The following is a 23,911-nucleotide window of genomic DNA, read 5'->3' as shown; positions in this document are numbered from 1 at the left end:
GTTACCGCGGCGCCTCCACTATAAGGCAGCCCGTGGGCCCGCGCCGCGGCCTGCTTAACAGTTTTTTACACAAAGCTGCCTCCTCTGGCACGCCTACCCGGACTCCTGAAACATGCCTGTCATATAACTGCAGCATTCTTGTCAGCCAGCAAGCTCTTCCCTAACCAACTGTCCTGCATAAGGTTTCGATACGATGCGAGTAGCCAAACCGACAACTGTCGGCCTGTACGCCCTTCTGGCTGGTTTCCTGTTGGCCCCAGTCGCCCAGGCCTACGAACTGGAAATCCACGGCTCCAACACCGTTGGCGCAACCCTCGCGCCGATGCTGGTGAGTGGCTACCTTGAGCGCATCGGTGACGGGCCGGTCGTGGCCAGGGGCAACGGCCTGGAAAACGAAAAGGAACTCCTGGTACAAACCGGTAACGGCAAGGTGAGCGTTCTGGTAGCAGCCCACGGCTCCAGCACGGGCTTCAAGGCGCTGGCGTCCGGGCAGGCCGATGTCTGGGCCTCATCGCGCCCGGTCAAACCTTCGGAAGCCGAGGCGTTCCAGTCTCGCGCCGACCTGACAAGCCCGGACAGCGAGCACGTCATCGCGATCGATGGCCTGGCCATTCTGGTGCACCCTTCCAACCCGCTCAACGCGGTAAGCATCGACACCCTGGGGCAGATCTTCTCCGGCCAGATCCGCAACTGGTCGGAGCTGGGCGGCCCCGATCGACCCATCCGCCTGTATGCCCGGGACGATCGGTCCGGCACCTGGGACACCTTCAAAAGCCTGGTTCTGGGCAAAACCTACTCGCTCCAACCGGACGCGTTACGGTACGAGTCGAACGACCAGCTGTCGGACGATGTCAGCCGTGATCCCTCCGGCATCGGCTTCTCGGGGCTTGCCTCCGTTCGTGACAGCAAACTGCTGGCGGTCTCCGATGGTAAAGCACCGGCACTGAAACCGAACCAGCTGACCGTGGCCAGCGAGGACTACCCACTCTCCAGGCGCCTGTTCATGTACACCGGCGGCTCCGATACTCCCGCCATGGCGAGGGAACTGGTCGAATTTGCCCTGGGACCGGATGGCCAGGCTCTGGTGGCGGATTCCGGCTTCGTATCCCAGAATCCGGTGGCAGTGAAACCTCGGTTTGATGCCGGCACACCCGAAAGCTTCCAGCGCCTGACCGCCAACTATCGGCGCCTGACGGTGAACTTCCGGTTCTCCGAGGGGCGCACCAAACTCGACAACAAGGCCCGGCGGGATCTCACCCGGCTTCAGCAGTATCTCGCAGACCAGGGCCGTTCGGCCGACGACCTGCTTCTGATCGGTTTTGCCGACACCCAGAGTCATGAGCTCCGGGCGCAGATGATTTCCGAGCTGCGGGCACTGTCCGTGCGCAAGGCGCTGCAGGATACCGGAGTGCCAGACGTTGCTTACACCGGCTACGGTCAGTACATGCCAGTGGGCGGTCAGGGCAGTCCCCGTAATGGCCGGGTGGAAGTCTGGATCAAGGAACGCTGACCAACACTGCGGCAATCACCTACCAATGCCGCGCTCACAGAGTCCGTGGGGTTTTCTATACTGGTGAGGTCACTTCCAACCAACAGACAGGGACCATGAACATCCACACCGACCACCGTTACGCGATCAACCTGAATGTACGGGGCATCCAGCCCTCGGCCACCCTTCGCATCAACGAGCTGAGCAACCAGCTTCGATCCGAAGGCAAGGACATCATCAAACTGGGGCTCGGCCAGTCGCCGTTCCCGGTTCCCGATCGCGTGGTGGCGGCGCTCCAGGAGCATGCCCACGAGAAAGACTACCTCCCGGTAAAGGGCCTGAAAGGCCTGCGGGAAGCCATCGCCGGCTACATCAATCGCAGCGAACGCATGCGCTGCACCTGGGAGGACGTGCTCATTGGCCCGGGTTCGAAGGAGCTGCTGTTCATGCTACAGCTGGCCTATTACGGCGACCTGCTGATTCCCCGCCCGAGCTGGGTGTCCTACGCACCCCAGGCGAGAATCATCGGCCGCTCGGTCCACTGGCTGCCGACCCACGCCGAGAACAACTGGCAGCTGACGGCGGAAGAGCTCGACATCATCTGCCGCGACGACCCGTCCCGGCCCCGGATCCTGATTCTCAACTACCCGTCCAACCCGACCGGTTGCACCTACACTGACGATCAGCTGCTGGCGATTGCCAACGTGGCCCGCAAATACAAGCTGATCCTGTTATCGGACGAGATCTACGGTGAGGTGCATTTCGAGGGTAAGCACAAATCCATTGCCCGGTACTATCCGGAGGGCACCATTATCAGCACCGGCCTCAGTAAATGGGCCGGCGCCGGCGGCTGGCGCCTGGGCACGTTCATCTTCCCGCCCGAGCTGCGGCCGCTGCAGGATGCCATGGCCATCATTGCCAGCGAAACCTACACCGCCACCAGTGCGCCCATCCAGCATGCGGCCATCGCCGCGTTCAATGGCGGCGACGACATCGAGGAATACCTGACCCAGTCCCGACGGGTGCTGAAGGTGGTAGGCGAGTACATGCATCGCCGCCTGAGCGACATGGGCGCCGTGGTTCAGAAACCCGAAGGCGCCTTCTACCTGTTCCCGGATTTCTCCGGGTTCCGGGAGAAGCTGGCGAAAAAGGACATCAAGACCAGCCAGGCCTTCTGCCAGGCTCTGCTGGAGAACACCGGCGTGGCCATCTTGCCGGCCAGCGATTTCGGCTTCGTACCGGACCACCTCGGCGCCCGCCTGGCGTTCGTGGACTTCGACGGCGCGGAGTCCCTGCGCCTGGCCGGCGGCGACTACGCAGACCAGGAGCTGGGCGACGATTTTGTCAATCAGGCCTGTCCGCGACTGGTAGCCGCCATGGACAAGATGGAGCAGTGGCTCAACAGCCTCTGATCCCCGCGTGTTAGACTGGCGCTCTTATTCTCTGACGAGACACCAACGGGGGCGCCATGTCTGACAAAGTCTCTCTGCTCGAGATCACCGATTTTGCCGAGAATCTGGCCCGCGAAGCCGGCGAGCTGATTCGCCGCGAACGGGACAGCCAGACCCTGCGCACCGACTACAAGCACCAGACCGAGCTGGTGACCCATGCCGATGTGATGGCCGACGAGTTCATCACGGAGTCCATCCGCAAGCGCTTTCCCGGCCACCGCATCCTCTCCGAGGAGACCATGCCAGACTTGAGCCAGGCCGAAGAACTGGACACACCGCTCTGGATTGTTGACCCCATAGACGGCACCGTGAACTACGCCTACGGCCATCCTCAGGTAGCGGTCTCCATTGCCTACGCCGAGCGGGGAAGGGTCCAGGTCGGAGTAGTGCACGCCCCCTTTTCCCGCGAAACCTTCCGTGCGACGCGCTCCGAGGGAGCGACACTCAACGACAGGCCCATCCGCCACAGCGGGGCCACGGTACCCAGGGAGGCCCTGTTTGCCACCGGTTTCCCCTATACCAAGGACGCCCTGGAACCGCTGATCAGCCGTCTGGACGCCATGATCCACCAATGCCGCGACCTCCGCCGCATCGGCTCGGCGGCCCTGGACATCTGCTGGGTGGCCTGTGGCCGGCTGGACATCTACTACGAGAACGTCAGCCCCTGGGACTTCGCCGCCGCCCGCCTGATCGCCCTGGAAGCGGGCGCCACCGCCGGCCATTTCAGCGAGGTGCCAGACGGCTACCCGGCCGACCTCTGGGGGCGCGATATTCTGATCTCGGCGCCAGCCCTATGGGAACCTGTTCGGGCTATCCTTCGGTCGGCCTCTGGGTATGACTAACGTTATAGCCACGGAGTGAGTTTCCGTAGCCTTCTAGCTCTTGGGTTGGCAGGGGAGGGGAACCTTCTTCCAGGAACCGCTACGAGCACATCCATGTGCGCTTGACGTCGGCCATCCTTGGCCGTCGACATTCCTGGAAGAAGGTTCCCCTCCCCCGCCGGCATAGCTACGAGGAATACCAAAGGATCTACAAAATTATGTTGCACAGGGATCGGACCGAATAGTAACTCGATTACGGTGAGTCAAAGGTGAGGGAATCAAGCGGCACCAGCCGGTCTGATTTTCATTTTTGATATATCGATAAGTCCGAAAGGGCGGGGGCAGGAAGGGCTTTCCCTAAATGTCGGCGGCCATGGATGGCCGACGTCAAGCGCACAGGGATGTGCTCGTAGCGGTTTCGGGAAAGCCCTTCCTGCCCCCGCCTCACCGCCAAATCAATCAGGCTACGAAGAAACGAACCTAATCTGCTCTCAGCCCCAAACGCCTTCCGAAACCAACCCCCAACTTTCGTCAAAGTCGGTAGAAGGCACCCGGGAAAACGAAGACCGGACAAACCTCTGAACCCGCCCCTCCACGAACACCAGCACAAAATCCGCCCCCCGCGCCGAGGTGGTCCGGGGCCGCAGCCCCTGGCGGATTTCGCCTTCTTTGAGGATCTGCCGCACCTGGGTTTCCAAGCGTTCGAAGAACTGCGAGGCTCGCCGGCGCAGGGTTTCGTCCTCGCCCATCAAGGCATCGCCGGTCAGTACACAGCACAGGCCCGGGTTGCGTTCGGCGAAAACCAGTACCAGGTGCACCAGCTGCTGTAGGCGCACGCGCACATCGTCCTGCTCCTGCAGGATCACCTGGCAGCGGGAGAACACGGCATCTTCCGCAAACTCGATCAGGGCCTCGAACATTTTCCGCTTGCTGGGAAAATGGCGGTACAGGGCCGCTTCCGTCACCCCGACGGATTTGGCAAGGCCGGCGGTGGTAATTCGGGCTCCCGGGTCCGTCTCCAGGAGTTCCACAAGGGCATGCAGAATCGCCTCGCGGCGACTGGGTTTCTGGTCAGTCATGGCAGGACAGCAGCGCTCTGTTTTATCGTTGTCGGGGCCGGTCGTTTATGCCGGCCCTCGGTTATGGATAGTCCGGATTGTGCCCGAGATCAGAAGAAGGTGCCATCAATGGGTGATGAGGCGCTGGCGTAGAGTTTCTTGGGCATTCGGCCCGCCAGATAGGACTCGCGACCGGCCTCAATGGCCAGGCGCATGGCGTTGGCCATACGGATCGGATCCTTGGCCTGGGCGATGGCCGTGTTCATCAGAACGCCGTCGCAGCCAAGTTCCATGGCAATGGTGGCGTCAGACGCGGTGCCAACACCTGCGTCAACGAGCACTGGAACGCTGGCGTTCTCGACAATCAGCCGGATGTTATAGCGGTTCTGGATGCCCAGGCCCGAACCGATGGGGGCACCCAGGGGCATGATGGCCACGCAGCCCATCTCCTCCAGGCGCTTGGCCAGCAGAGGGTCATCCGAGCAATAGACCATCACCTTGAAGCCATCTTTGATCAACTCCTCGGCGGCCACCAGGGTTTCGGTCATGTTCGGGTAGAGGGTTTTCTCCTCCCCCAGCACCTCGAGCTTTACTAGATCGTGGCCATCGAGGAGTTCCCGGGCCAGTTTACAGGTGCGCACGGCGTCCTTGGCGGTGTAACAGCCTGCCGTATTGGGCAGGATGGTGTAGCTGTCCGGGGAGATCACGTCCAGCAGGTTAGGCTCGTCCGGGTTCTGACCGAGGTTGGTACGGCGCACCGCCACGGTCACGATCTCGGCGCCACTGGCTTCGATGGCGTGGCCGGTTTCCATCATGTCACGGTATTTGCCGGTACCCACCAGCAGGCGGGATTTGTAGATACGCCCTGCAATTTCGAGGGGTTTGTCTTCGGGGAGCTGTGTTTCAGGTGCGTCTGTCATAATGTTCCTGGATCGTCGGGATTCGGGAGAATGAAAACCGCTGCAACGGGTGAAGAGGTGGCCGACTTGGGTGTTCAGCCGCCACCGATGGCGTGAACGACTTCTACCCGGTCGCCATCGCTCAGTGTAAATTCCGGGTGCTGGCTGCGGGGCACGATGTCTTCGTTAACCTCGACTGCCAGCCTTTTGCCCGCAAGGGCCATTTTTTCAATCAGCGTGGCAACGGTTGCCCCTGCCGGGAGCTCCATCGCATCGCCATTTACCTGAACCTGCATCATGTGTTCTCACCTCAATCTTGCTCACCGCACACGGCGCAAACCGGCGGCAATTATCAATACCCAGCCCACCATGAAGCAGGTGCCACCCAGGGGTGTGATCGGGCCAATCCAGCGAATATCGGTCAATACCAGCAGGTACAGGCTGCCGCTGAACAGCAGGATGCCGGCCAGGAAAAAGCCCGATGCCCAACAAAGCAGTCTGGCCGAAAGGCCCTGCCCGACCAGGACGGCCACCAGCACCAGCGCCAGGGAGTGATACATTTGATATGTGACGGCAGTCTGGAAAACTTCAAGACCCCGCTCACTGACCAGGCTGCGCAGGCCATGGGCCCCGAAGGCGCCGGCCATCACAGCAAGCAGCGCCAGGCCGCCGCCCAGCACCAGAGGCAGCGTGAGCAACCGGGCTGGACTGTGTTGTACGGGCTCAGCAGTCACAGTGGATCTTCTCTCCCGAGTCCAGGTTCATCATGGTGAGGGCACCGCCCCACACGCACCCGGTGTCCAGGCCGACGAACCGGTCGCTGCCGGTGCGCCCTTCCAGGGAGGCCCAGTGACCGAACACCACCTGTACATCGTCGTTGCGGGGAAAGCTGAACCAGGGCTCGAAGCCCTCGGGCGCGTTGCCAGCCGACTCCTTGGTGGCCAACTCCAGCGTGCCATCGGCGGCGATAAAACGCATCCGGGTAAAGTAGTTGGTGATCACCCGCCAGCGCCCGATGCCCGAGAGGCTGTTATCCCAGCGCTCCGGCTCGTTGCCGTACATATGAGTGAAATACTCCCTTGCGTCATCACCCCGGATAACCGCTTCCACTTCACGCGCGCATTCCAGGGCCTGGCTGACCGACCAGATATGGGGCAGGCCGGCGTGGGCCATCACCAGATTACGGTCCGCGTCGTGGACACACAGGTGCTGGTGCCGCAGCCAGTGCACCAGGCGGTCATGGTCCGGCGCCTCCAGGATTTCTTTCAGGGTATCCTTGCGACGGGGCTCGTGGCCGCCGAGCGCTACTGCCAGCAGGTGCAGATCGTGATTGCCCAGGACCACCACCGCCGAATCACCAAGGCTCTCGACGTAGCGCAGGGTTTCCAGGGACGACGGCCCCCGGTTGATCAGGTCACCGGCTACCCAAAGCCTGTCCCGGGAAGGCGAGAAATCCACCTTGGCCAGCACTTCCCGCAGGCGTTCGTAACAGCCCTGAATATCGCCAATGGCGTAGTCAGTCATCACTTACCTCGTTTGCCGGTTTGGCTGTGCTTTTGTCGTCCGCCAGCAGGTCGGCGATGGCCACATAGTCGGCCAGGGCCAGGTTCTCCGGGCGCAGGCCATCGTCGATGCCCAGGCTCTGGAGCTGGGCCACGGACACCAGACCACCGAGCGCCTTGCGCAGGGTTTTCCGGCGGGCGTTGAACGCCGTCCTTACCACCGACTGCAGGATCGACAGATCTTTGGCCGGGTGCGGCAGGGTGGCGTGAGGCACCAGTCTCACGATGGCCGAATCCACTTTCGGGGCCGGACGGAAGGCGCCCGGCCCAACCTCGAACAGCGGCTGAACCTTGCAGAAGTACTGGGCCATGATACCCAGACGGCCATAGTTGTTGTCGCCGGGTACCGCGGCCAGGCGCTGCACCACTTCCTTCTGCAGCATGAAGTGCATGTCCTGCACCACACCCGCCTGTCCCAACAGGTGGAAGATCAACGGCGTGGAGATATTGTAGGGCAGGTTGCCGATGATACGCAGGGGCCGGTCGGCCACCAGCTGGCTGAAATCAAACTTCAGGGCGTCGGCCTCGTGAATCCTGAATTCCGGGTAGTTGAAGAACTTGGTGCGCAATACCGGAATCAGGTCCCGGTCCAGTTCAACCACCTGCAAGCGCGGATTCACCGCCAGGATTTCCTCGGTCAGTGCGCCCAGGCCAGGACCGATCTCCACGATGGCGTCGTCCGGCCGGGGATTGATGGAGCGAACGATACGCTCGATCACGCCCGGATCGTGCAGGAAGTTCTGGCCAAACCGTTTGCGTGCCTGGTGCCCGGCTTTGTTACTCACGTCGACGCCTCCTGGTTGGCGGATTGGCGGCAGCGGGCCATGTGCGATCCAACCCGGATGGCCGTTTGCAGGCTGCCGGCATCGGCGCGCCCGGTTCCGGCCAGATCGAGAGCGGTACCGTGGTCCACGGAGGTCCGAACGATCGGCAGTCCCAGGGTGATGTTCACGGCCCGACCAAAGCCCTGGAACTTGAGTACCGGCAGTCCCTGGTCGTGATACATCGCCAGGGCCGCATCGGCCTGATCAAGCCAGTGCGGCGTAAACAACGTATCGGCCGGCAACGGACCGGTCAGCGTCAGGCCTTCGGCCCTCAGTTGCTTGAGGGTAGGTTCAATAACCTCGATCTCTTCCCGGCCCAGGTGGCCACCCTCCCCGGCATGGGGATTCAGGCCTGCCACCAGAATGCGTGGCTGGGCAATGCCGAAGAAACGCTTCAGGTCGGCATTGAGGATTCGGGCAACCTGGGTAAGGCGCTCCGGTGTCACTGCTGCGGATACGTCTTTCAGGGGCAGGTGGGTGGTCACCAACGCCACCCGCAGTTCCTCGGTGGCCAGCATCATGACCACCCGCTCCACGCCACAGAGCTCCTGCAGGAACTCGGTGTGGCCGCTGAAGGCAATGCCTGCATCGTTGATCACGCCCTTGTGCACCGGCGCCGTGACCATGCCGTCGAAGTCCCCATTCAGGCAGCCTCTGGCAGCTACTTCCAAAGTCCGCAGAACATAGGCGCTGTTGCGGGGCTCGAGCTGTCCGGGCACATGACTGAAACAGCCATCCACCGACAGTACCGACAACTCTCCGGCGGCAAGACGCGGCGGCTGCCCCGGTTGCCAGGGGTGCAGCGTTACCGTCAGCCCGACCTGACGGGCCCGCTCGGCGAGCATCGCCTGGCTGGCGACGACCACGACACCGGTCGAGCGCTCTTCCCCGGCCAGTTGCAGACAGAGCTCGGGGCCGATGCCGGCGGGCTCGCCGGCAGTCAGGGCCAGCACTACAGGGTTATTCATGGGCAGACTCCTGGCGCCACCGCATCAGGACACCGGCTCCTCGGCAGAGGCGCTGTCGTTGGCGTATTCGCCCTTGAACTCGATAAATGCCTCGTCCCGGATCTCACGGAGCCAGTTCTGCAATTCGGTTTCAAACTTGCGACGGTAAATCGCCTGGCGCGCCTCTGATTGGCGCACCTCGGCGCTGATATCACGAGTCCGGCGCTCCTGCACCTGGAGGATGTGCCAACCGAACTGGGAGCGGAACGGCCCGCGGAATTCGCCCACGTCAGCGGCCAGCATTGCCTCCTCAAAGGCCGGCACCATCTGGCCCGGACTGACCCAGCCCAGGTTACCGCCATCGGAACCGGAAACAGGATCGTCGGAATACTCGCGGGCCAGGGCGCTGAAGCTGGCCCCGTCCTGCAGTTGCTGGTAAAGCTCACGGATGCGGGTTTCCGCCTGGGCGTCGGTCACCGCCTCGGAGGGCCGTATCAGAATGTGGCGAACGCGATGCTGCTGGATCATTTGCTGGCGCTCACCACCGCGCTTGTCCATCACCATTACCAGGTGAAAACCGCTGTTGTTCTCCAGCACAGGGGAAGGCTCGCCCACCGCCAGCTCCGGTACGATCGGTGCCACCAGGGAAGGCAACTGGCCTTCGTCCCGCCAGCCCATGTCACCGCCCTCCAGGGCATTGCTGGCATCCGATTCGGCCACCGCGACTTCCCGGAAGTCCCGGCCTTGCACGATCTGGTTGCGAAGACGTTCCGCCTTCTCCCGGGCCGCATCCACCTGCGCCTCATCGCTGGGATCGTCAACGCTGATCAGAATGTACGCCAATCGATACTGGGCAGTGTTACCGCCACGGGCCTCCAGGCTGTCGAGGTAGTTCTGCACCTCCCGATCGGTCACCCGTACCCGGTTTCCCACCTGTCGCTGCTGCACGCGGTTCGTGAGCATTTCCTTGCGAATCTGCTCCCGGGCCTGGTTATAGGTCACGCCTTCGGCAGCCAGCTGGTTCTCGAATTCCGCCAGGCTCATGCCGTTACTCTCGGCAATGTTGGCCATGGTTTCGTTCAGTTCATTGTCGCTGATGCGCATGCCGGCCCGCTCGGCCATCTGCATCTGGATCGATTCGGTGATCAGCTGGTCCAGCACCCGCTGCTCCAGGATCTGCCTGGGCGGCAAGCCGGTGCCCTGAGCCTGCAGGCGGCTGGTGATAGTTCCAATGCGGGCTTCCAGCTCACTTTGCAGAATGACGCTCTCGTCCACGATGGCCACCACCTGGTCGAGCAGTTTTCGCTCGGCCTGAACCGACAGCGGTGCCAGAGCAGCAAGGACAACCAGTAACACGTATACACCCTGGCGAAGAGTCGCCTTCATAATCACCTCTGCAAATTGAATGTGAGCTTTCCTGGCGTAGTGGGGGCCTTAGTCCCGGATTCAATCAGGGAGTTCCAAAACGGCGCCGTTCACGCTCATCGAAACCGTAAATAGCCTGGGAAATACTGGAAGATGCACCGTCGCTGCCGCCCAGGCCCTTCAACTGAACCTGAAACAGGATCCGCCCTTCCAGTTGCCGATCATCGGTCAGATAGTTCTGATGCACCACCTGAACGCTCCAGCAACAGTTATTGTATTCAAGTCCCGCCAGAGACCCCACCGTGCGATCCAGGTTCGAGTCGTAGACCCAGCGGCCGATCAGGCTGACACTGTCCGTTACCGGAAATACCGCGGCAATGTCGGACTGCTCAAGCTCATTGCGGCTGTAGGTGTGTCCGAGTGATGCCAGGTAGCGGTAATCATCGGTGTGGAACACCAGCTGGCTACGGCCCTCTTCGGTGTTTCCGGTGTCCGGATCCCACAGCCCCGAGGAGCGGATCTCCAGACTCTCCAACGGATTGAGCACCACCTCACCGGCCAGCGGTGACCGGCTACGGGTACTGGCACCCTGGCCAAACAGGGTAACCTCCCGGTCGTCGAAATACTGTACCTGACCAATACTGAACCGGGCCCGCTCAGCCCCTGTCAGCAGATCATTGAAACGGCTGGTCACGGCGACGGTCAACTGGTTGGCGTCGCCCACCCGGTCGCCGCCGGTAAACCGGTCCGGGCGGAACAGCTGGTCAAACCGGAACGTCTGCAGGCCGGTGTCAAAATCCGGGATATCGTTCTGGTCAGCTTCGGCATCGGCCCAGGCATAATACAGCCGTGGCTCGAGGGTCTGGTTGTAGGGCACATCGAACAGGCTACTCTGGCGATCGAAATACAGGCCGTTATCCCACTCCGCCACCGGCACGGTCCGATCCAGGCTGCCATCCCCGAGCGTGTAATCCTCCAGCTCATAGCGGGTGTAATCCAGGGTCACGGAGGGGCGACTGAAGCCCCACAGTGCCCGCATCGGCAACGCCAGTTCCGGCCGCGCCCTCAGGCGCTGGCCGTTGGCGCGGTCCAGGCCGGTGAGCCCTTCGTTGTCCCGGTAGAAATTGGTGTACTGGGTTTCCAGATTCGCCTCCACCACACCGGCCCTGGCCTCGCCGGCGTAAATCACCTCCGGAAGCTGTGCGTACGGCCGGTTGGCGTTGGAGATCCGGTCGCTGATGGTCTGGTAGTCGTTCAGGTAGGCGTCAAGGTACTGTTGGTCGCTGCGGTAGGTCACCCCGCCACGGCGCTGGAGATGCGTCGCCTGGTTGATTTCAAGGCTTCGGTTCAGGTCACTCAGGTAATCTTCGTCGCTGACCACCGAGAAATCGCCGTACCCGCGCCAGCCGCCGCCAAACTCGGCCCGGGTGGTGGCATCCAGCGCCCAGCGCTCACCCGATTCACCGGGGTTCTCTTCCTCGAACGCGCTGTCGTTACCGATGTAACCCAGCTGCAGTGTGGTTTCCCCCAGGCTACTGAGGTAACGGCCTTCCACCTCGTTGAACAGGCCCCGACCGTGGATGTATTGGGGTGTGAGGGTGGCGTCATAGTGCGGCGCGAGGTTCAGGTAATAAGGCACCGCAATGAATGCACCGCTGCCGGCACTGGAGGAGCCAAATTGAGGGTAGAGGAAACCGGTCTTGCGCCGGTCGTCGATGGGAAAGCTGGCCCAGGGCCAGTAGAACACCGGCACGTCGAGCACTTCCAGACGCAGGTGTTTGGCCGTGCCGAAACCCTCCGCCCGATCCAGCCGGATCTCCGAGGCGACAACGGCCCAATCGTTCTGCCCGGGGGCACAGGTGGTAATCAGTCCCTCCTCGATCACCACCTGCTGCTCGCTGATTCGGGACAACCGGTCTGCGCGACCCCGCATTTCCGGACCGTGCAGGAGGAAAGTCGCCGTGTTGATGTCCAGGTGGCCGCTGTCCACGTCGTAGTCGGCGGTCTCGCCGGTGAGCAGAAACCCCTCGCCGCGACTGACCAGGGGACCCTGCACCGACACCGCACCCTCGGCCTGGTTGTAGCGGGCCTGACTCCCGGAAACCTGGAAGCCACCCTGTCGCAGCCGTACGTCGCCCTCGAGGTAAAGCTCCTGATCGATTTCATAGCGGGCATTCAGGCCGCTGGCATGCAGGGGCTGCTCGCTGTCCGCAACGCCCGGCAACACACCGGCCGGCGTCTCGCCCGCATCGGAGGGCAGGTAGCCGCCTTCACAGAACACCGGCAGACCGGCGCGTACCGCTTCCGGCAACTCGGCCCTGGGCCGCCAGTCAATCTCCGCTGCGGACGGTGGCGTCTGGGCGTGGCCACTGCCAGCAACACCCAGGGTACCCATCAGCAACCATCGGCCGCACCGGCTCTGCCACCGATGATTCGGCGATTGCAGTGGGTATTGGGGGCGTGGCACGGTGGCAGGATCCTGTTCCGGGTGACTGTGACGACGGGCCTATCAACAGCGGCCTAGTTTACACGTGCCCCGCAGGCTTGTTAACGGAAACTCCGCTGCAAAACTGTTTTACCCTCTTTATACTCCTCTGCTAACTTTCGCTGTGCGTGACAGTACATTCACCCACAGGATCGCTCTCTTCACAGGATCGAGCCCCAAGCTATGGACACCCGCCTGCAGTTGCTGACCGAGTGGGTCAGACAGTTTCCCGGCTTCGAGCAATGCCAGGCCGAGCCGGTTTCCGGCGACGCCAGCTTCCGGCGTTACTTCCGGGTATGGCGTGAGGCCGGGCAACGCATCCCCCATATCGTGATGGACGCGCCACCGGAGCACGAAGACTGCGTGCCGTTCGTAGCAATTGCACGGCACTGGCACGGAGAGGGTGTGTCCGTGCCCGGGATCCTCCAGACCGATCTTGCCCAGGGATTCCTGCTGCTTGAGGATTTCGGTGACCGGCTGATGCTGGGACAGCTCAACGACCACTCGGCGGATGCCCTGTACCGGGCGGCGATGGAAGAACTGCTGCTGATTGCCGGCCAGCCGTCCCCTCCGGATTACCCTCTGCCACCCTACGATGCCACGCTCCTGGAGCGCGAAATGGCGCTGTTCCCGGACTGGCTGCTCGAACGACAACTCGGCATGAGCCTGGACAACAGCGATCGAGCGCTGCTGGACACCACGTTCGCGATACTCCGGGAAAGTGCCCTGGCCCAGCCGGAAGTGACGGTGCATCGGGATTACCATTCCCGGAACCTGCTGGTTCGCCTGAATCAGGAACGACCCGGCGTCATTGATTTCCAGGACGCCGTTACCGGGCCGGTCACCTACGATCTGGTCTCGCTGCTGAAAGACTGCTATATCCAGTGGCCAGAGCAGAAGATCTGCGAGTGGCTCGAACACTATCGGCAAAGAAGCCGCGAGGCCGGCCTTCACCGGGCCGATCCCGACACCTTCCGGCAGTGGTTCGAGTTGATGGGTATGCAACGCCACCTCAAGGCCGCGGGCATTTTCGCCCGGCTGTCCATCCGTGACGGCAAGCACGGTTACCTGAACGACATCCCCCGTACGGTGCACTACCTGATGGTTGCCAGCAGTCGGCAACCCGCCCTGCGACATTTCCACGAATGGCTGAGCGACACCGTGATGCCCCGCATCGAAGCCAGCATTGGCAAGGCGCCCGGCCGTGAGCGGTCCGGTTCGTGAAAGTCATGATCCTCGCCGCCGGCAAGGGCGAACGCATGCGGCCACTGACCCTGAGCACCCCGAAACCGCTGTTGAAAGCCGGCGGCAAACCGCTGATTGTTTATCATCTGGAGCGACTGCACGATGCGGGGATTCAGGACGTGGTCATCAATCATGCCTGGCTGGGAGACCAGATTGAGGAAACCCTGGGCAGCGGCCAACCATTCGGTGTTTCAATACAGTATTCCCGGGAAGGCGAGCCGCTGGAGACCGCCGGAGGCATCGTACGGGCCCTGCCCATGCTAACGGGCCCCGACTGTGACTGGTTCCTGGTGATCAACGGAGACATCTGGTGCGACTTCGACCTTTCGACGCTGCTGCCGTTGGCGGCGACCCCGCCCGCCAATACTGACGCCGTGCTCGTGGTCACCCACAATCCCCCGCACCATCCGTCCGGCGATTTCCATCTCAATGCGGAAGGCCTGCTGACCGACGACGACCGGGACCGGCACACGTTCACCGGCATCAGCCTGCTGCATCGCCGTCTGTTTGAGGGCCTGAGCGATCAGGCTGGCAAACTCGGCCCGGTGTTGCGCAGGGCCATGGCGCAGAAGCGGGTGCGAGGCCTGTTCCATCCGGGGCAATGGGTGGATGTGGGTACGCCGAAGCGGCTGCGGGCTCTGGATCGACATCTGCATGGCAGGACACACGACCACCATGGCCAGCACTGACACTCGCTCCGTTCTGCCGGCTCGCATGGAAGCCGAGTTCTCGAGCCTGATGCAGGAGCTCTCCGCCTGCGGCCACCAGGCGCCGGCTCTGATCGAACGGGCGCGCCTGCCCCGCTGGTGCCGCCGGCCGCTGTTCTTCTTCCTGGGCTATATCGCCAAGGCCGACGGACGTGTGACCGAAGCCGATATTGGCCACGCCGAGTCGCTGATCAAGGCCATGAAGCTGTCCCGACGCCAGCGTCGGCGAGCCATTGGCTGGTTCCAGCAAGGCAAGTCCGCCGACCGGCTGCCTTTCATCCGGGGCCTGGCCCTTCGGCTCTCCCGCCGACTCTGGCCGGCCCCGGCCCTGAAAACCGCCATCTGTCTCTGCCACGCCAGCCAGCTTCATGGCCGCCCGGCGAAACCGCGACGGTACCGCTGCGAAGACGCCATCGATCAGATTGGCCTGCCCGTTGGTGTGACCGAAGAAATCTTCGACAGTTACGCGAGCAAGGTCTGGGCCCGCCAGAGCAAGAACCTGGCCCGCCCCACCAGCTACCAGCAGGCCTGTGAAATTCTCGGCGTGACCCGTCGCGATTCCCTGGAAATCATCAAACGGGCCTACCGGAAAAAAGTGTCCGAATGCCACCCGGACAAGCTGGCGCAGCAGCAAATCAGCGCCAGTGAGCAGACGCTGGCCAAGGAACGCCTGCTGCACTATCAACAGGCCTGGGAGTTGATAAAACGGCACCATAGCCCGCGCTGAGCGCGACCAACAGCGGCCAGAGTTACTTCGATTGCAGCCAGGCCGACACCCGACTGGCCACCGAGTCGCCGAGGGGCTCGAGCGGCGGGCTCAGCCAGGGCACCGGTTGCCGGTCCACCGTGGCCACGCCGGCCCTTCGTAAGGTCAGACCGATGGTCTGTTCCGGGTCCGAGGCCTCGTTTGCACCTCCCGACGGGTAGAGTTCCAGCATCCTCGATTCCATCCCTTCCAGCAGTTGTGGCAGGGCCTGCCGGTCAACGGGATAGAATCGCGGCGCCACCCAGATCAGCGCCGACACCTCACTCGCCTCCAGGGCATAATTGGCCACGTGTACCGCTGCCTGACCAATACCCAGCACCGCCGGAGCGTCATAACCCCTCGCCTTCAGTTCAGCCACCGCTGCGGACAACGCCTGGCCTATGCGGCTCCGATATTGTTCTTCGAGACCCTGGGCCTTCTCGGATGCCATGACGTCAATCATCACAGACTGGGTCGATGACGACTCTTCTGAAGAACCGGCTTCCTCCTCCCCAGTTGGTGTCGGCGACCGTGCCAGTATTTGCTGCAGCACAGGGGACGGTGCCTCCAGCCCGAGACTCATCACCGCCCAACCTCTGGCGGTCAGGCCTCGCGCCAGGGCTCGGGTAATACCGGAGGCGGCGGTCTCGCCGGTATCAGCGAGTACAACGACGGCGCCCAGGGCCGGCGTACGGTCCTCCGGGTGAAACAGGGCAAGCGCACGCCCCTCGTTCTCCAGCTCAAGCCAGACCGACGATTCCGGAAAGGTCTGGCTCAGTGCCTGTTCGCCCGAGCCGGTCCAGAGCATGGACCGATCCGCGGGGCTATGGGCGCCCGGTGCGGCATCGCTCTCGGCTGTCGTTTCCTGGGCCGACACCGGCAAGGCCAGGATCCATAAGATAATCACCGCTATGGCCGCCATCCCGCCCCCTGCCCGGTTCCTGATCGTCTGCACAGATGCTTACCCTTCCCCTGCGAAAAAAGCCGATTGAGCTGTTAGACTAGCAGCCATTGTGAAATTGCGGCAGGGACCGCTGATCAGGCCACGTGCCATTATCCCCAATCGTCCAATGTTGCGAGAGAGCTGTCATGAACCCTTACCTGATTGCCCCATCCATCCTGTCCGCCGATTTTGCCCGTTTGGGCGAGGAAGTCGATAACGTACTGGCTGCCGGTGCCGACGTGGTGCACTTCGATGTGATGGACAATCATTACGTGCCCAACCTGACCATCGGTCCGATGGTGTGCGAAGCACTGCGAAAGCATGGCGTTACCGCCCCCATTGATGTCCATCTGATGGTGTCTCCGGTGGACGACCTGATCCGTATGTTTATCGACGCCGGTGCCAGCTACATCACCTTCCATCCGGAGGCGACCAACCACATTGATCGCTCCCTGCAACTGATCCGGGACGGCGGCTGCCAGGCCGGCCTGGTGTTCAATCCAGCCACGCCGCTGAGTTACATGGATTACGTGATGGACAAGCTCGACATGGTGCTGCTGATGTCGGTGAACCCGGGTTTTGGTGGCCAGAAGTTCATTCCGGGCACCCTGGACAAGCTTCGGGAGGCCCGCAAGCGCATTGACGCCAGCAACTACAACATCCGTCTTGAGATCGACGGCGGCGTGAAAACCGACAACATCCGCGAGATCGCCGAAGCGGGCGCCGACACGTTTGTAGCAGGCTCCGCCATCTTCAACACGGACGATTACAAGGCCACCATCGACGCCATGCGCGAGGAACTGGAGCAGGCCCGCACGGTGATCAGCCAATGAGCCTCGCGGGGCTGTTCAGCCCTCGCTGGCCCGGTGTAGCCCTGTTTGATCTGGACGGCACCCTGGTGGACAGCGCGCCAGACCTGGCCGCGGCGGTCGACCAGATGCTCGAGCACCTGGGCCGCTCGCCCGCGGGGCTTGAGCGGGTGCGGCAGTGGGTTGGCAATGGCGCCAGTGTGCTAGTGCGGCGGGCCCTGGCCGGCCAGGTGGACTGGGAGCCCGCGCGGCCGAAAGACGACGCCCTGTTCAAGGATGCCCTGGCGATCTTCTACCACGCCTACGGCACCATCAATGGCCGGCACTCGGTGGTCTACGCCGGTGTCGAGGCCTGCCTGACGCACCTGAAGAATCAGGGTTGCCGGCTTGGCATCGTGACCAACAAGCCGGAGCAGTTTGTAGCCCCGCTGCTCGAGCAGATGAACCTGGCACACTGGTTCGACCTGAGCGTTGGCGGCGACACGCTGCCGGTGAAAAAACCGGACCCGGCGCCGCTTATCCACGCCATGGAGAAACTCGGGGGTACCCGGGGGACCACGGTGATGGTGGGCGACTCGGCGGCGGATATTAACGCCGCCCGGGCCGCCGGCATCCCCTGCGTGGCCGTCCGCTATGGCTACAACTACGGGGCGTCTGTAGATACCCTGGGGGCCGATGCCGTTGTTGATTCACTGGCCGAGCTTTTGTAATCTCACAAGGATCTGACATTGAGCACTTCATTACGGGAGATTCCTGCCGTGCAGGGACTGAATCTGACTGCAGCGCGAGGCATCCTCACCACCCGCGCAACACGATGGTGGCGATGGCGCACCGGCTGAGCAAGCCCGGAGGCTGGCTGGCGTCTGCCCGCTGAGCCTCGCACCCGATGCAGGCGCAGGCCTGCGTCCACAACGCAGATCAGAGTTCAGGAATCCGTACCATGACACCCGAGCAATTCGCCGAGCTCGCCGAGGCCGGCTTTAACCGCATCCCCGTACACCGCGAGGTGCTGGCCGACCTCGACACACCTTTGAGCACCTATCTGAAGCTCGCCAGCGGGCCCTACTCCTACCTGTTTGAATCCGTGCAGGGCGGCGAGAAATGGGGTCGTTACTCCATCATCGGTCTGCCCAGTCAGGAAGTGCTGAAGGTCTTTGACCACCGGGTGGAAATCACCCGCAACGGCGAGATCGTCGAAGCCGAGGAAGTGGAAGACCCCCTGGCCTTTGTCGAGTCCTATCAGAAGCGCTTTCACGCTCCGGACCTGGACGAACTGCCCCGGTTCAATGGCGGCCTGGTGGGTTACTTCGGCTACGACACTGTGCGCTACATCGAGAAGCGCCTGCGCCAGAGCTGCCCGCCGGACAAGATCGGCACACCGGACATTCTGCTGATGGTGTCCAACGAGATCGTGGTGTTCGACAACCTGCGTGGCAAGCTGCACCTGATCGTCCACGCCGACCCCTCCGTGGAGGGCGCGTTCGACAAGGCCCAGATCCGCATCGATGAGCTGGAGGGCCGGCTGCACCGCCAGACCGCCGATGCCCCGCGCACGCCCGAACACCTGCGTGGAAACGTCGTCGACGAGAGCGATTTTGTCTCCGGCTTCAGCCAGGACAAGTTCGAGGCTGCCGTAGACAAGATCAAGGGCTACGTGCTGGACGGCGACGTGATGCAGACGGTGATTTCCCAGCGCATGTCGATTCCCTTCGAGGCGCCGCCGCTGAATCTGTACCGCTCTCTGCGGGTGCTGAACCCGTCGCCCTACATGTATTTCCTGGACCTGGAAGACTTCCACATCGTTGGCTCCTCACCCGAGATCCTGGCCCGTGTGGAAGACGAAGAGGTCACCGTACGGCCCATCGCCGGCACCCGCAAGCGCGGCGCCACAGATGCCGAGGACAAGGCGCTGGAAGCGGAGCTGCTGGCCGATCCGAAGGAAATTGCCGAACACCTGATGCTGATCGACCTGGGCCGAAACGACGCTGGCCGGGTGTCCGAAACCGGTACCGTGCGGCTCACCGACAAGATGATCGTGGAGCGCTACTCCCACGTGATGCACATTGTCTCCAACGTTACCGGCCGGCTGAAGGAAAACACCAGCTGCCTGGACGTACTGCGAGCCACCCTGCCCGCCGGCACCCTGAGCGGCGCGCCCAAGATCCGGGCCATGGAAATCATCGACGAGCTTGAGCCGGTGAAGCGCGGCGTCTACGGCGGCGCCGTGGGCTATCTGTCGTTCAATGGCAACATGGACACCGCCATCGCCATCCGTACCGCCGTGATCAAGGACAACACCTTGCATATCCAGGCCGGCGCCGGCGTGGTGGCCGATTCGGTGCCCCGCCTCGAGTGGAAGGAAACCATGAACAAGGGCCGTGCCATTTTCCGGGCAGTGGCCATGACCTACAACGATTTCGACCACTGAGGCGGAGGAACGGATTATGTTGCTGATGATCGATAACTACGATTCCTTCACCTACAACGTGGTGCAGTATCTGGCAGAGCTGGGCGCCGATGTACAGGTGTACCGGAACGATGAAATCACCATCGAACAGATCGAGGCACTGAACCCGGAACGGCTGGTGATTTCTCCCGGCCCCTGCACCCCGAACGAGGCTGGCATTTCGATGGAGGCCATCCGCCACTTTGCCGGCAAGTTGCCGATCCTGGGCATCTGTCTGGGTCACCAGGCCATCGGGCAGGTCTACGGTGGCGACATCATCCGCGCCGGTCGGGTGATGCACGGCAAGGTCTCCCCGGTGTTCCACAAGGACACCGGCGTGTTCCGGGGGCTGAGCAATCCGCTGCAGGCCACTCGATACCATAGCCTGGTGATCGACAAGACCAGCCTGCCGGACTGCCTGGAAGTGACCGCCTGGACCCGCAACGACGACGGATCCATCGAGGAAATCATGGGGGTTCGCCACAAGACACTGCCCATAGAAGGCGTGCAGTTCCATCCGGAGTCTATTATGACGGAACAGGGTCACGAGCTGCTGCGCAACTTTCTGAAAACACAATAAGAGGCCGACACATGGACATGAAAGAAGCTCTCAACCGCATTGCCTCCAGCCTGGACCTGTCCCGGGAGGAAATGAAGGACGTGATGCGCATCGTCATGAACGGCGAGGCCACCGACGCCCAGATCGGCGCGTTTCTGATGGGGTTGCGCATCAAAAGCGAAACCATTGACGAGATCACCGGCGCCACCGAGGTCATGCGAGAGCTGGCCACCGGGGTGACGGTGAAGGCCGAGCCGCTGATCGACATCGTGGGCACGGGAGGCGACGGCGCTAACCTGTTCAACGTGTCGTCAGCCGCGTCGTTCGTGGTGGCGGCCGCCGGCGGCTTTGTGGCAAAACACGGCAACCGGGCGGTGTCCTCCAAGAGCGGCAGTGCCGACCTGCTCGAAAAGCTGGGGATCAACCTGAGCATGAAACCGGAGGAGGTAGCCCGCTGCGTCGAGGAAATCGGCGTCGGCTTCATGTTCGCCCCGGCCCATCACGGCGCCATGAAGCACGCCATTGGCCCCCGCAAGGAGCTGGGCTGCCGGACCATTTTCAACATCCTGGGCCCGATGACCAATCCGGCGGGTGTAAAACGCCAACTGATCGGTGTGTTCACCAGGGAGCTTTGCCGGCCCATGGCTGAGGTGCTGTCCCGGCTCGGCGCGGAGCACATTATGGTCGTCCACTCCAAGGACGGTCTCGATGAGATCAGCCTGGCCAGTGCGACCCACGTGGCGGAGCTGAAAGACGGCAAGGTCACCGAATACGACATCACCCCCGAAGATCTGGGCATTAAAAGCCAGTCTCTGGTGGGACTGACTGTCGATACCGCCGACGATTCTTTGAAGCTGATCAAAGCAGCTTTCGGTCGTGGTCACGATGAAATGGCCGAGAAGGCCCGGGACCTGATTGCCCTGAATGCCGGCGCCGCGATTTACGTGGCGGGGCTGGCCAAGACACCGAAAGAAGGGGTGGAGCTGGCCCTGGACGCCATGGGTTCAGGCCTCGCCGCCGGCAAGATGTCGGAGCTGGCTGATTTTTCTCAGTGTTTTTGATCGGATAAGCCTGTCGGATTTCGGCAGGACGACCCGGTGGAGCAGGGCTTTCCAAAACACGCCCGTGAATACGTCCCTGTAGGGCTTGGCTGCAGCCCTCCATGGCTGCAGACAGTTTTGGAAAGCCCTGCTCCACCGGCTCTCGCTAACTATTTGCAGGCCGCTAATGACTGAACGACATCTGGATAAGACACCGACGATTCTTCGGAAAATTGTTGATCGGAAGTGGGAAGAAATTGACGAACGCAAGCGCGACGTTTCGATTGCAGATCTTAAGGCCAAAGCGGGGGATCAACCGGCAGCAAGGGGCTTTGCAAACGCTCTGCGTCGCCGGATTGAACAGCAGACTCCCGCGGTTATCGCCGAGATCAAGAAAGCCTCACCGAGCAAGGGCATTCTGCGGGATCCGTTCGAACCGGCCATTATTGCCGAGAGCTACGAGAACGGCGGCGCCGCCTGTCTGTCGGTACTCACCGACCGCGACTTCTTCCAGGGCCACGAGGACTACCTGGTGGCGGCCCGCAACGCCTGCAGCCTGCCGGTGATCCGCAAGGACTTCATGGTCGCGCCGTACCAGGTTTACGAAAGCCGCGCCATCGGTGCGGACTGCATTCTGCTGATCGCCGCCTGTCTGACTAAAGACCAGATGCAGGAGCTGGAGGGCATTGCCCATGAAATCGGGCTGGATGTTCTGGTGGAAGTGCACGACGGCGAGGAGCTGGACGATGCGCTGACGCTGAGCACGCCGCTGGTGGGCATCAACAACCGCAATCTGCATACCTTTGAGGTCTCGCTGGACACCACCTTTGAACTTCATGAACGCATCTCACAGGACCGGCTGACTATTACCGAGAGCGGCATCATGACGCGCAGCGATGTGGAGGCGATGACTGCTCGCGGGATTTACGGTTTCCTCGTGGGCGAATCATTTATGCGTGCCGAGGAGCCTGGCTCAAAACTGCGAGAAATGTTTTTCCCTGAAGGCTAACTCCCAATTATGAACAGGCCGGCGGGAGGGACCTGCCAAAATCGTGCGGAGCCATGGATGGCGGAGCCGAGCGTACAGGGACGTATTCACAGCGTATTTTGGCAGGTCCCTCCCGCCGGCCTGTGCACACGAGCCTGAATCAGCGATTATCCCTCAGGCTCAGCCAAAGCCTCCTGCAAAAGTTCCAGAAGGTGCGCCGGCATCCCCTCCGCCAGCTTTAACGCCGCCTCGTGCCCCCGGGGCGACATCTTGCCCCAAGTCCGGCGCACGATGCGCAGCCACTTCTCCCGATCATAGTCTGCCTTTTCCTCGTAGAAATCCGCGAAGTACTTCTCCAGGAACACCATGCAGGCCACGTCCTCCAGGAGCTGAGTGTCGGCATCCTGCCTCAGTTCCCGCTTGGTCAGGATGGTCTCTACCCTGTCGCACTCCTCCTGCGGGTAGTCACAGCCGGCCATGATCTCGGCAGCCCGCTTGCCGTGCATCCGGCCGCAGGCCTGGCGCCATTGATAATAGGCCTTCCGGCCTTCCGGGTAGTCGCTGCGGGGCAGGGTCCAGCGCTCGATGTGCTGGGCCCGGCAGGCGATCTGCATGCGCTCGGAAGGATTGGATTCAAGCGCGAACAGCCAGCGGGTCATGTGCAGGCTGTAGGCGTATTCCTTGGGCAGGTGCTCTCCGTCGAATGACTCCTGGTTGGGATCGGCCCTGTTTGCCGCGTCGATCGCGGTGAGCGCACACTCAAGTCTTGAATCCGTGGTGGTCATTGTGATCTCTCTTCTGGTTCCGGAACCGGCCGGGGCTCAGGCCTGGGCCGAGGGGCGTTCCTTGATGCGGTCGTACCAGGCCTGGAGGTTGGTCTGCTCAGGCTGGATGCGGATACCCACCACCCGTGCAAAGGCCACCGTGGTGAAGGCGTTGATGTCGGCAGCGGTGAAACGGTCGCAGCAGATGTATTCCTTGCCCTCGAGCTGCTTGTTAAGGAAATGCATGAACTTCTCGACGTTCTTGCCGCACTCCTCGCCCCATTCCTTGATCGGGTTCATGCGATCCTTGAAGTAGCCGGTGGTGTGCTGGAAGCACATGCCGGTGGGCATGAAAAAGTAGTACTCGATCCAGCGCAGCCACTGCTCGAGCTGTGCCTTTTCCAGCGGGGTGTCGCCCAGCAGGGTGGGTGTGTCCGGGTAGCTTTCTTCGAAGTAGCGGCAGATCGCCATGGTTTCGGCGATGCAGGTGCCGTCGTCCAGCTCCATCACCGGCACTTTCTTCATCGGGTTGCGGGCGGCGTATTCAGGGGTCAGGTTCTCGCCCTTCTGCAGGTCGATCTCGATGAACTCGACCTTGTCCAGCAGGCCTTTCTCGGCCATGAACATGCGCACTCGACGGGGGTTGGGGGCGGTTTTGGTCTCGAAGATTTTCATTATTATCGGCTCCGTTCCTCGGGTTTCGGCATTGGCGGTTGAAGGACAGAAGACTGACCGGAAAGAACGGTTGCGTCAAGCAACCGGGA

Annotated in this window: 24 protein-coding genes; 12 read left to right on the top strand and 12 right to left on the bottom strand. The window is 62.1% G+C overall.

Annotation, left to right across the window (positions count from 1 at the left end; genetic code table 11):
• The first annotated feature begins 193 nt into the window (after nucleotides 1–193).
• The 3 genes from ACFC20_RS09050 (at nucleotide 194) to ACFC20_RS09040 (ending at nucleotide 3,782) form a co-directional block, all read left to right on the top strand.
• Nucleotides 194–1,510 carry a substrate-binding domain-containing protein gene (locus ACFC20_RS09050; RefSeq protein WP_375192707.1) on the top strand — a complete coding sequence of 439 codons (1,317 nt, stop codon included), beginning with the start codon at nucleotides 194–196 and terminating at the stop codon, nucleotides 1,508–1,510.
• Between the two features lie 95 nt (nucleotides 1,511–1,605).
• Entirely contained in the window at nucleotides 1,606–2,901 is a 1,296-nt protein-coding gene (locus ACFC20_RS09045; protein WP_375192706.1) for a pyridoxal phosphate-dependent aminotransferase, read from the top strand.
• Nucleotides 2,902–2,957: 56 nt separating this feature from the next.
• Nucleotides 2,958–3,782, top strand: a complete 825-nt coding sequence (locus ACFC20_RS09040) for an inositol monophosphatase family protein (protein ID WP_375192705.1) — start codon at nucleotides 2,958–2,960, stop codon at nucleotides 3,780–3,782.
• Nucleotides 3,783–4,252: 470 nt separating this feature from the next.
• Here the strand turns inward: ACFC20_RS09040 and slmA are convergent, their stop codons facing one another.
• From slmA to ACFC20_RS08995, 9 genes are all read right to left on the bottom strand, one after another.
• Nucleotides 4,253–4,840 (bottom strand): nucleoid occlusion factor SlmA, encoded by a 588-nt coding sequence (gene slmA, locus ACFC20_RS09035; protein ID WP_375192704.1) that lies wholly within the window; start codon nucleotides 4,838–4,840, stop codon nucleotides 4,253–4,255.
• Between the two features lie 89 nt (nucleotides 4,841–4,929).
• Nucleotides 4,930–5,739: a thiazole synthase gene (locus tag ACFC20_RS09030; protein WP_375192703.1), complete on the bottom strand. Its 810-nt coding sequence runs from the start codon at nucleotides 5,737–5,739 to the stop codon at nucleotides 4,930–4,932.
• A 74-nt stretch (nucleotides 5,740–5,813) separates the two neighbouring features.
• Nucleotides 5,814–6,014, bottom strand: coding sequence for a sulfur carrier protein ThiS (thiS, locus tag ACFC20_RS09025; protein WP_375192749.1), 201 nt, complete (start codon nucleotides 6,012–6,014; stop codon nucleotides 5,814–5,816).
• Between the two features lie 24 nt (nucleotides 6,015–6,038).
• Nucleotides 6,039–6,365 carry a DUF423 domain-containing protein gene (locus ACFC20_RS09020; RefSeq protein WP_375192748.1) on the bottom strand — a complete coding sequence of 109 codons (327 nt, stop codon included), beginning with the start codon at nucleotides 6,363–6,365 and terminating at the stop codon, nucleotides 6,039–6,041.
• 76 nt (nucleotides 6,366–6,441) lie between these two features.
• Nucleotides 6,442–7,242, bottom strand: coding sequence for a symmetrical bis(5'-nucleosyl)-tetraphosphatase (locus ACFC20_RS09015; RefSeq protein WP_375192702.1), 801 nt, complete (start codon nucleotides 7,240–7,242; stop codon nucleotides 6,442–6,444).
• Entirely contained in the window at nucleotides 7,235–8,065 is an 831-nt protein-coding gene (gene rsmA / locus ACFC20_RS09010; RefSeq protein WP_375192701.1) for a 16S rRNA (adenine(1518)-N(6)/adenine(1519)-N(6))-dimethyltransferase RsmA, read from the bottom strand. The genes ACFC20_RS09015 and rsmA overlap by 8 nt, the downstream gene beginning before the upstream one ends.
• Nucleotides 8,062–9,072: a 4-hydroxythreonine-4-phosphate dehydrogenase PdxA gene (pdxA, locus tag ACFC20_RS09005; protein ID WP_375192700.1), complete on the bottom strand. Its 1,011-nt coding sequence runs from the start codon at nucleotides 9,070–9,072 to the stop codon at nucleotides 8,062–8,064. The genes rsmA and pdxA overlap by 4 nt, the downstream gene beginning before the upstream one ends.
• Before the next feature lie 24 nt (nucleotides 9,073–9,096).
• A complete protein-coding gene (locus tag ACFC20_RS09000; RefSeq protein ID WP_375192699.1) occupies nucleotides 9,097–10,437 on the bottom strand; it encodes a peptidylprolyl isomerase in 1,341 nt (446 codons plus the stop codon).
• 64 nt (nucleotides 10,438–10,501) lie between these two features.
• The gene (locus ACFC20_RS08995; protein ID WP_375192747.1) at nucleotides 10,502–12,811 is read right to left on the bottom strand and encodes an LPS-assembly protein LptD; all 2,310 of its coding nucleotides are present in this window, start codon (nucleotides 12,809–12,811) and stop codon (nucleotides 10,502–10,504) included.
• A 273-nt stretch (nucleotides 12,812–13,084) separates the two neighbouring features.
• Between ACFC20_RS08995 and ACFC20_RS08990 the strand changes: the two genes are divergently transcribed.
• Genes ACFC20_RS08990 through ACFC20_RS08980 form a run of 3 tightly spaced genes read left to right on the top strand, consistent with a single transcriptional unit; the run spans nucleotide 13,085 to nucleotide 15,580 of the window.
• Complete coding sequence (locus ACFC20_RS08990; protein WP_375183179.1) at nucleotides 13,085–14,125, top strand: aminoglycoside phosphotransferase family protein; 1,041 nt, start codon at nucleotides 13,085–13,087, stop codon at nucleotides 14,123–14,125.
• Nucleotides 14,122–14,835 (top strand): N-acetylmuramate alpha-1-phosphate uridylyltransferase MurU, encoded by a 714-nt coding sequence (murU, locus tag ACFC20_RS08985; protein ID WP_375183178.1) that lies wholly within the window; start codon nucleotides 14,122–14,124, stop codon nucleotides 14,833–14,835. The genes ACFC20_RS08990 and murU overlap by 4 nt, the downstream gene beginning before the upstream one ends.
• Nucleotides 14,822–15,580 carry a DnaJ domain-containing protein gene (locus ACFC20_RS08980; RefSeq protein WP_375183177.1) on the top strand — a complete coding sequence of 253 codons (759 nt, stop codon included), beginning with the start codon at nucleotides 14,822–14,824 and terminating at the stop codon, nucleotides 15,578–15,580. Before murU ends, ACFC20_RS08980 begins: the two co-directional genes overlap by 14 nt.
• 22 nt (nucleotides 15,581–15,602) lie before the next feature.
• Here ACFC20_RS08980 and ACFC20_RS08975 read toward each other — a convergent pair whose 3' ends face one another.
• A complete protein-coding gene (locus ACFC20_RS08975) occupies nucleotides 15,603–16,520 on the bottom strand; it encodes a DUF3530 family protein (RefSeq protein ID WP_375183176.1) in 918 nt (305 codons plus the stop codon).
• A 167-nt stretch (nucleotides 16,521–16,687) separates the two neighbouring features.
• On the opposite strand from ACFC20_RS08975, the gene rpe reads away from it, so the two are divergent.
• The 6 genes from rpe to trpC all read left to right on the top strand — a co-directional run bounded on the left by rpe (nucleotide 16,688) and on the right by trpC (nucleotide 22,404).
• Nucleotides 16,688–17,374, top strand: a complete 687-nt coding sequence (gene rpe / locus ACFC20_RS08970; protein ID WP_375183175.1) for a ribulose-phosphate 3-epimerase — start codon at nucleotides 16,688–16,690, stop codon at nucleotides 17,372–17,374.
• On the top strand, nucleotides 17,371–18,060 hold the full coding sequence (locus ACFC20_RS08965; RefSeq protein ID WP_375183174.1) for a phosphoglycolate phosphatase: 690 nt from the start codon (nucleotides 17,371–17,373) through the stop codon (nucleotides 18,058–18,060). Before rpe ends, ACFC20_RS08965 begins: the two co-directional genes overlap by 4 nt.
• Nucleotides 18,061–18,290: 230 nt before the next feature.
• Nucleotides 18,291–19,778: an anthranilate synthase component I gene (trpE, locus tag ACFC20_RS08960; protein ID WP_375183173.1), complete on the top strand. Its 1,488-nt coding sequence runs from the start codon at nucleotides 18,291–18,293 to the stop codon at nucleotides 19,776–19,778.
• Nucleotides 19,779–19,794: 16 nt separating this feature from the next.
• The gene (locus tag ACFC20_RS08955) at nucleotides 19,795–20,376 is read left to right on the top strand and encodes an aminodeoxychorismate/anthranilate synthase component II (protein ID WP_375192698.1); all 582 of its coding nucleotides are present in this window, start codon (nucleotides 19,795–19,797) and stop codon (nucleotides 20,374–20,376) included.
• A gap of 11 nt (nucleotides 20,377–20,387) precedes the next feature.
• Nucleotides 20,388–21,416, top strand: coding sequence for an anthranilate phosphoribosyltransferase (trpD, locus tag ACFC20_RS08950; protein ID WP_375192697.1), 1,029 nt, complete (start codon nucleotides 20,388–20,390; stop codon nucleotides 21,414–21,416).
• A gap of 166 nt (nucleotides 21,417–21,582) precedes the next feature.
• Nucleotides 21,583–22,404 carry an indole-3-glycerol phosphate synthase TrpC gene (trpC, locus tag ACFC20_RS08945; RefSeq protein ID WP_375192696.1) on the top strand — a complete coding sequence of 274 codons (822 nt, stop codon included), beginning with the start codon at nucleotides 21,583–21,585 and terminating at the stop codon, nucleotides 22,402–22,404.
• A gap of 146 nt (nucleotides 22,405–22,550) precedes the next feature.
• Here the strand turns inward: trpC and ACFC20_RS08940 are convergent, their stop codons facing one another.
• Nucleotides 22,551–23,168 (bottom strand): DUF4202 domain-containing protein, encoded by a 618-nt coding sequence (locus ACFC20_RS08940; RefSeq protein WP_375192695.1) that lies wholly within the window; start codon nucleotides 23,166–23,168, stop codon nucleotides 22,551–22,553.
• 36 nt (nucleotides 23,169–23,204) lie between these two features.
• Nucleotides 23,205–23,822, bottom strand: a complete 618-nt coding sequence (locus tag ACFC20_RS08935; RefSeq protein ID WP_375192694.1) for a glutathione S-transferase family protein — start codon at nucleotides 23,820–23,822, stop codon at nucleotides 23,205–23,207.
• Nucleotides 23,823–23,911 lie beyond the last annotated feature (89 nt).

Origin of the sequence: Marinobacter sp. (genome assembly GCF_041984545.1) — a bacterium.
In the GTDB taxonomy this organism is placed as follows: Bacteria; Pseudomonadota; Gammaproteobacteria; order Pseudomonadales; family Oleiphilaceae; genus Marinobacter.
This window is presented reverse-complemented; position numbering and strand designations above follow the sequence as displayed.

What these genes read in the sequence shown, in the direction of transcription:
- ACFC20_RS09050 (WP_375192707.1), top strand. Translation starts at nt 194, where the DNA reads ATGCGAGTAGCCAAACCGACAACTGTCGGCCTGTACGCCCTTCTGGCT.
- ACFC20_RS09045 (WP_375192706.1), top strand. Translation starts at nt 1,606, where the DNA reads ATGAACATCCACACCGACCACCGTTACGCGATCAACCTGAATGTACGG.
- ACFC20_RS09040 (WP_375192705.1), top strand. Translation starts at nt 2,958, where the DNA reads ATGTCTGACAAAGTCTCTCTGCTCGAGATCACCGATTTTGCCGAGAAT.
- slmA (WP_375192704.1), bottom strand. Translation starts at nt 4,840, where the DNA reads ATGACTGACCAGAAACCCAGTCGCCGCGAGGCGATTCTGCATGCCCTT.
- ACFC20_RS09030 (WP_375192703.1), bottom strand. Translation starts at nt 5,739, where the DNA reads ATGACAGACGCACCTGAAACACAGCTCCCCGAAGACAAACCCCTCGAA.
- thiS (WP_375192749.1), bottom strand. Translation starts at nt 6,014, where the DNA reads ATGCAGGTTCAGGTAAATGGCGATGCGATGGAGCTCCCGGCAGGGGCA.
- ACFC20_RS09020 (WP_375192748.1), bottom strand. Translation starts at nt 6,365, where the DNA reads ATGGCCGGCGCCTTCGGGGCCCATGGCCTGCGCAGCCTGGTCAGTGAG.
- ACFC20_RS09015 (WP_375192702.1), bottom strand. Translation starts at nt 7,242, where the DNA reads ATGACTGACTACGCCATTGGCGATATTCAGGGCTGTTACGAACGCCTG.
- pdxA (WP_375192700.1), bottom strand. Translation starts at nt 9,072, where the DNA reads ATGAATAACCCTGTAGTGCTGGCCCTGACTGCCGGCGAGCCCGCCGGC.
- ACFC20_RS09000 (WP_375192699.1), bottom strand. Translation starts at nt 10,437, where the DNA reads ATGAAGGCGACTCTTCGCCAGGGTGTATACGTGTTACTGGTTGTCCTT.
- ACFC20_RS08995 (WP_375192747.1), bottom strand. Translation starts at nt 12,811, where the DNA reads ATGGGTACCCTGGGTGTTGCTGGCAGTGGCCACGCCCAGACGCCACCG.
- ACFC20_RS08990 (WP_375183179.1), top strand. Translation starts at nt 13,085, where the DNA reads ATGGACACCCGCCTGCAGTTGCTGACCGAGTGGGTCAGACAGTTTCCC.
- ACFC20_RS08980 (WP_375183177.1), top strand. Translation starts at nt 14,822, where the DNA reads ATGGCCAGCACTGACACTCGCTCCGTTCTGCCGGCTCGCATGGAAGCC.
- ACFC20_RS08975 (WP_375183176.1), bottom strand. Translation starts at nt 16,520, where the DNA reads ATGGCGGCCATAGCGGTGATTATCTTATGGATCCTGGCCTTGCCGGTG.
- rpe (WP_375183175.1), top strand. Translation starts at nt 16,688, where the DNA reads ATGAACCCTTACCTGATTGCCCCATCCATCCTGTCCGCCGATTTTGCC.
- ACFC20_RS08965 (WP_375183174.1), top strand. Translation starts at nt 17,371, where the DNA reads ATGAGCCTCGCGGGGCTGTTCAGCCCTCGCTGGCCCGGTGTAGCCCTG.
- trpE (WP_375183173.1), top strand. Translation starts at nt 18,291, where the DNA reads ATGACACCCGAGCAATTCGCCGAGCTCGCCGAGGCCGGCTTTAACCGC.
- ACFC20_RS08955 (WP_375192698.1), top strand. Translation starts at nt 19,795, where the DNA reads ATGTTGCTGATGATCGATAACTACGATTCCTTCACCTACAACGTGGTG.
- trpD (WP_375192697.1), top strand. Translation starts at nt 20,388, where the DNA reads ATGGACATGAAAGAAGCTCTCAACCGCATTGCCTCCAGCCTGGACCTG.
- trpC (WP_375192696.1), top strand. Translation starts at nt 21,583, where the DNA reads ATGACTGAACGACATCTGGATAAGACACCGACGATTCTTCGGAAAATT.
- ACFC20_RS08940 (WP_375192695.1), bottom strand. Translation starts at nt 23,168, where the DNA reads ATGACCACCACGGATTCAAGACTTGAGTGTGCGCTCACCGCGATCGAC.
- ACFC20_RS08935 (WP_375192694.1), bottom strand. Translation starts at nt 23,822, where the DNA reads ATGAAAATCTTCGAGACCAAAACCGCCCCCAACCCCCGTCGAGTGCGC.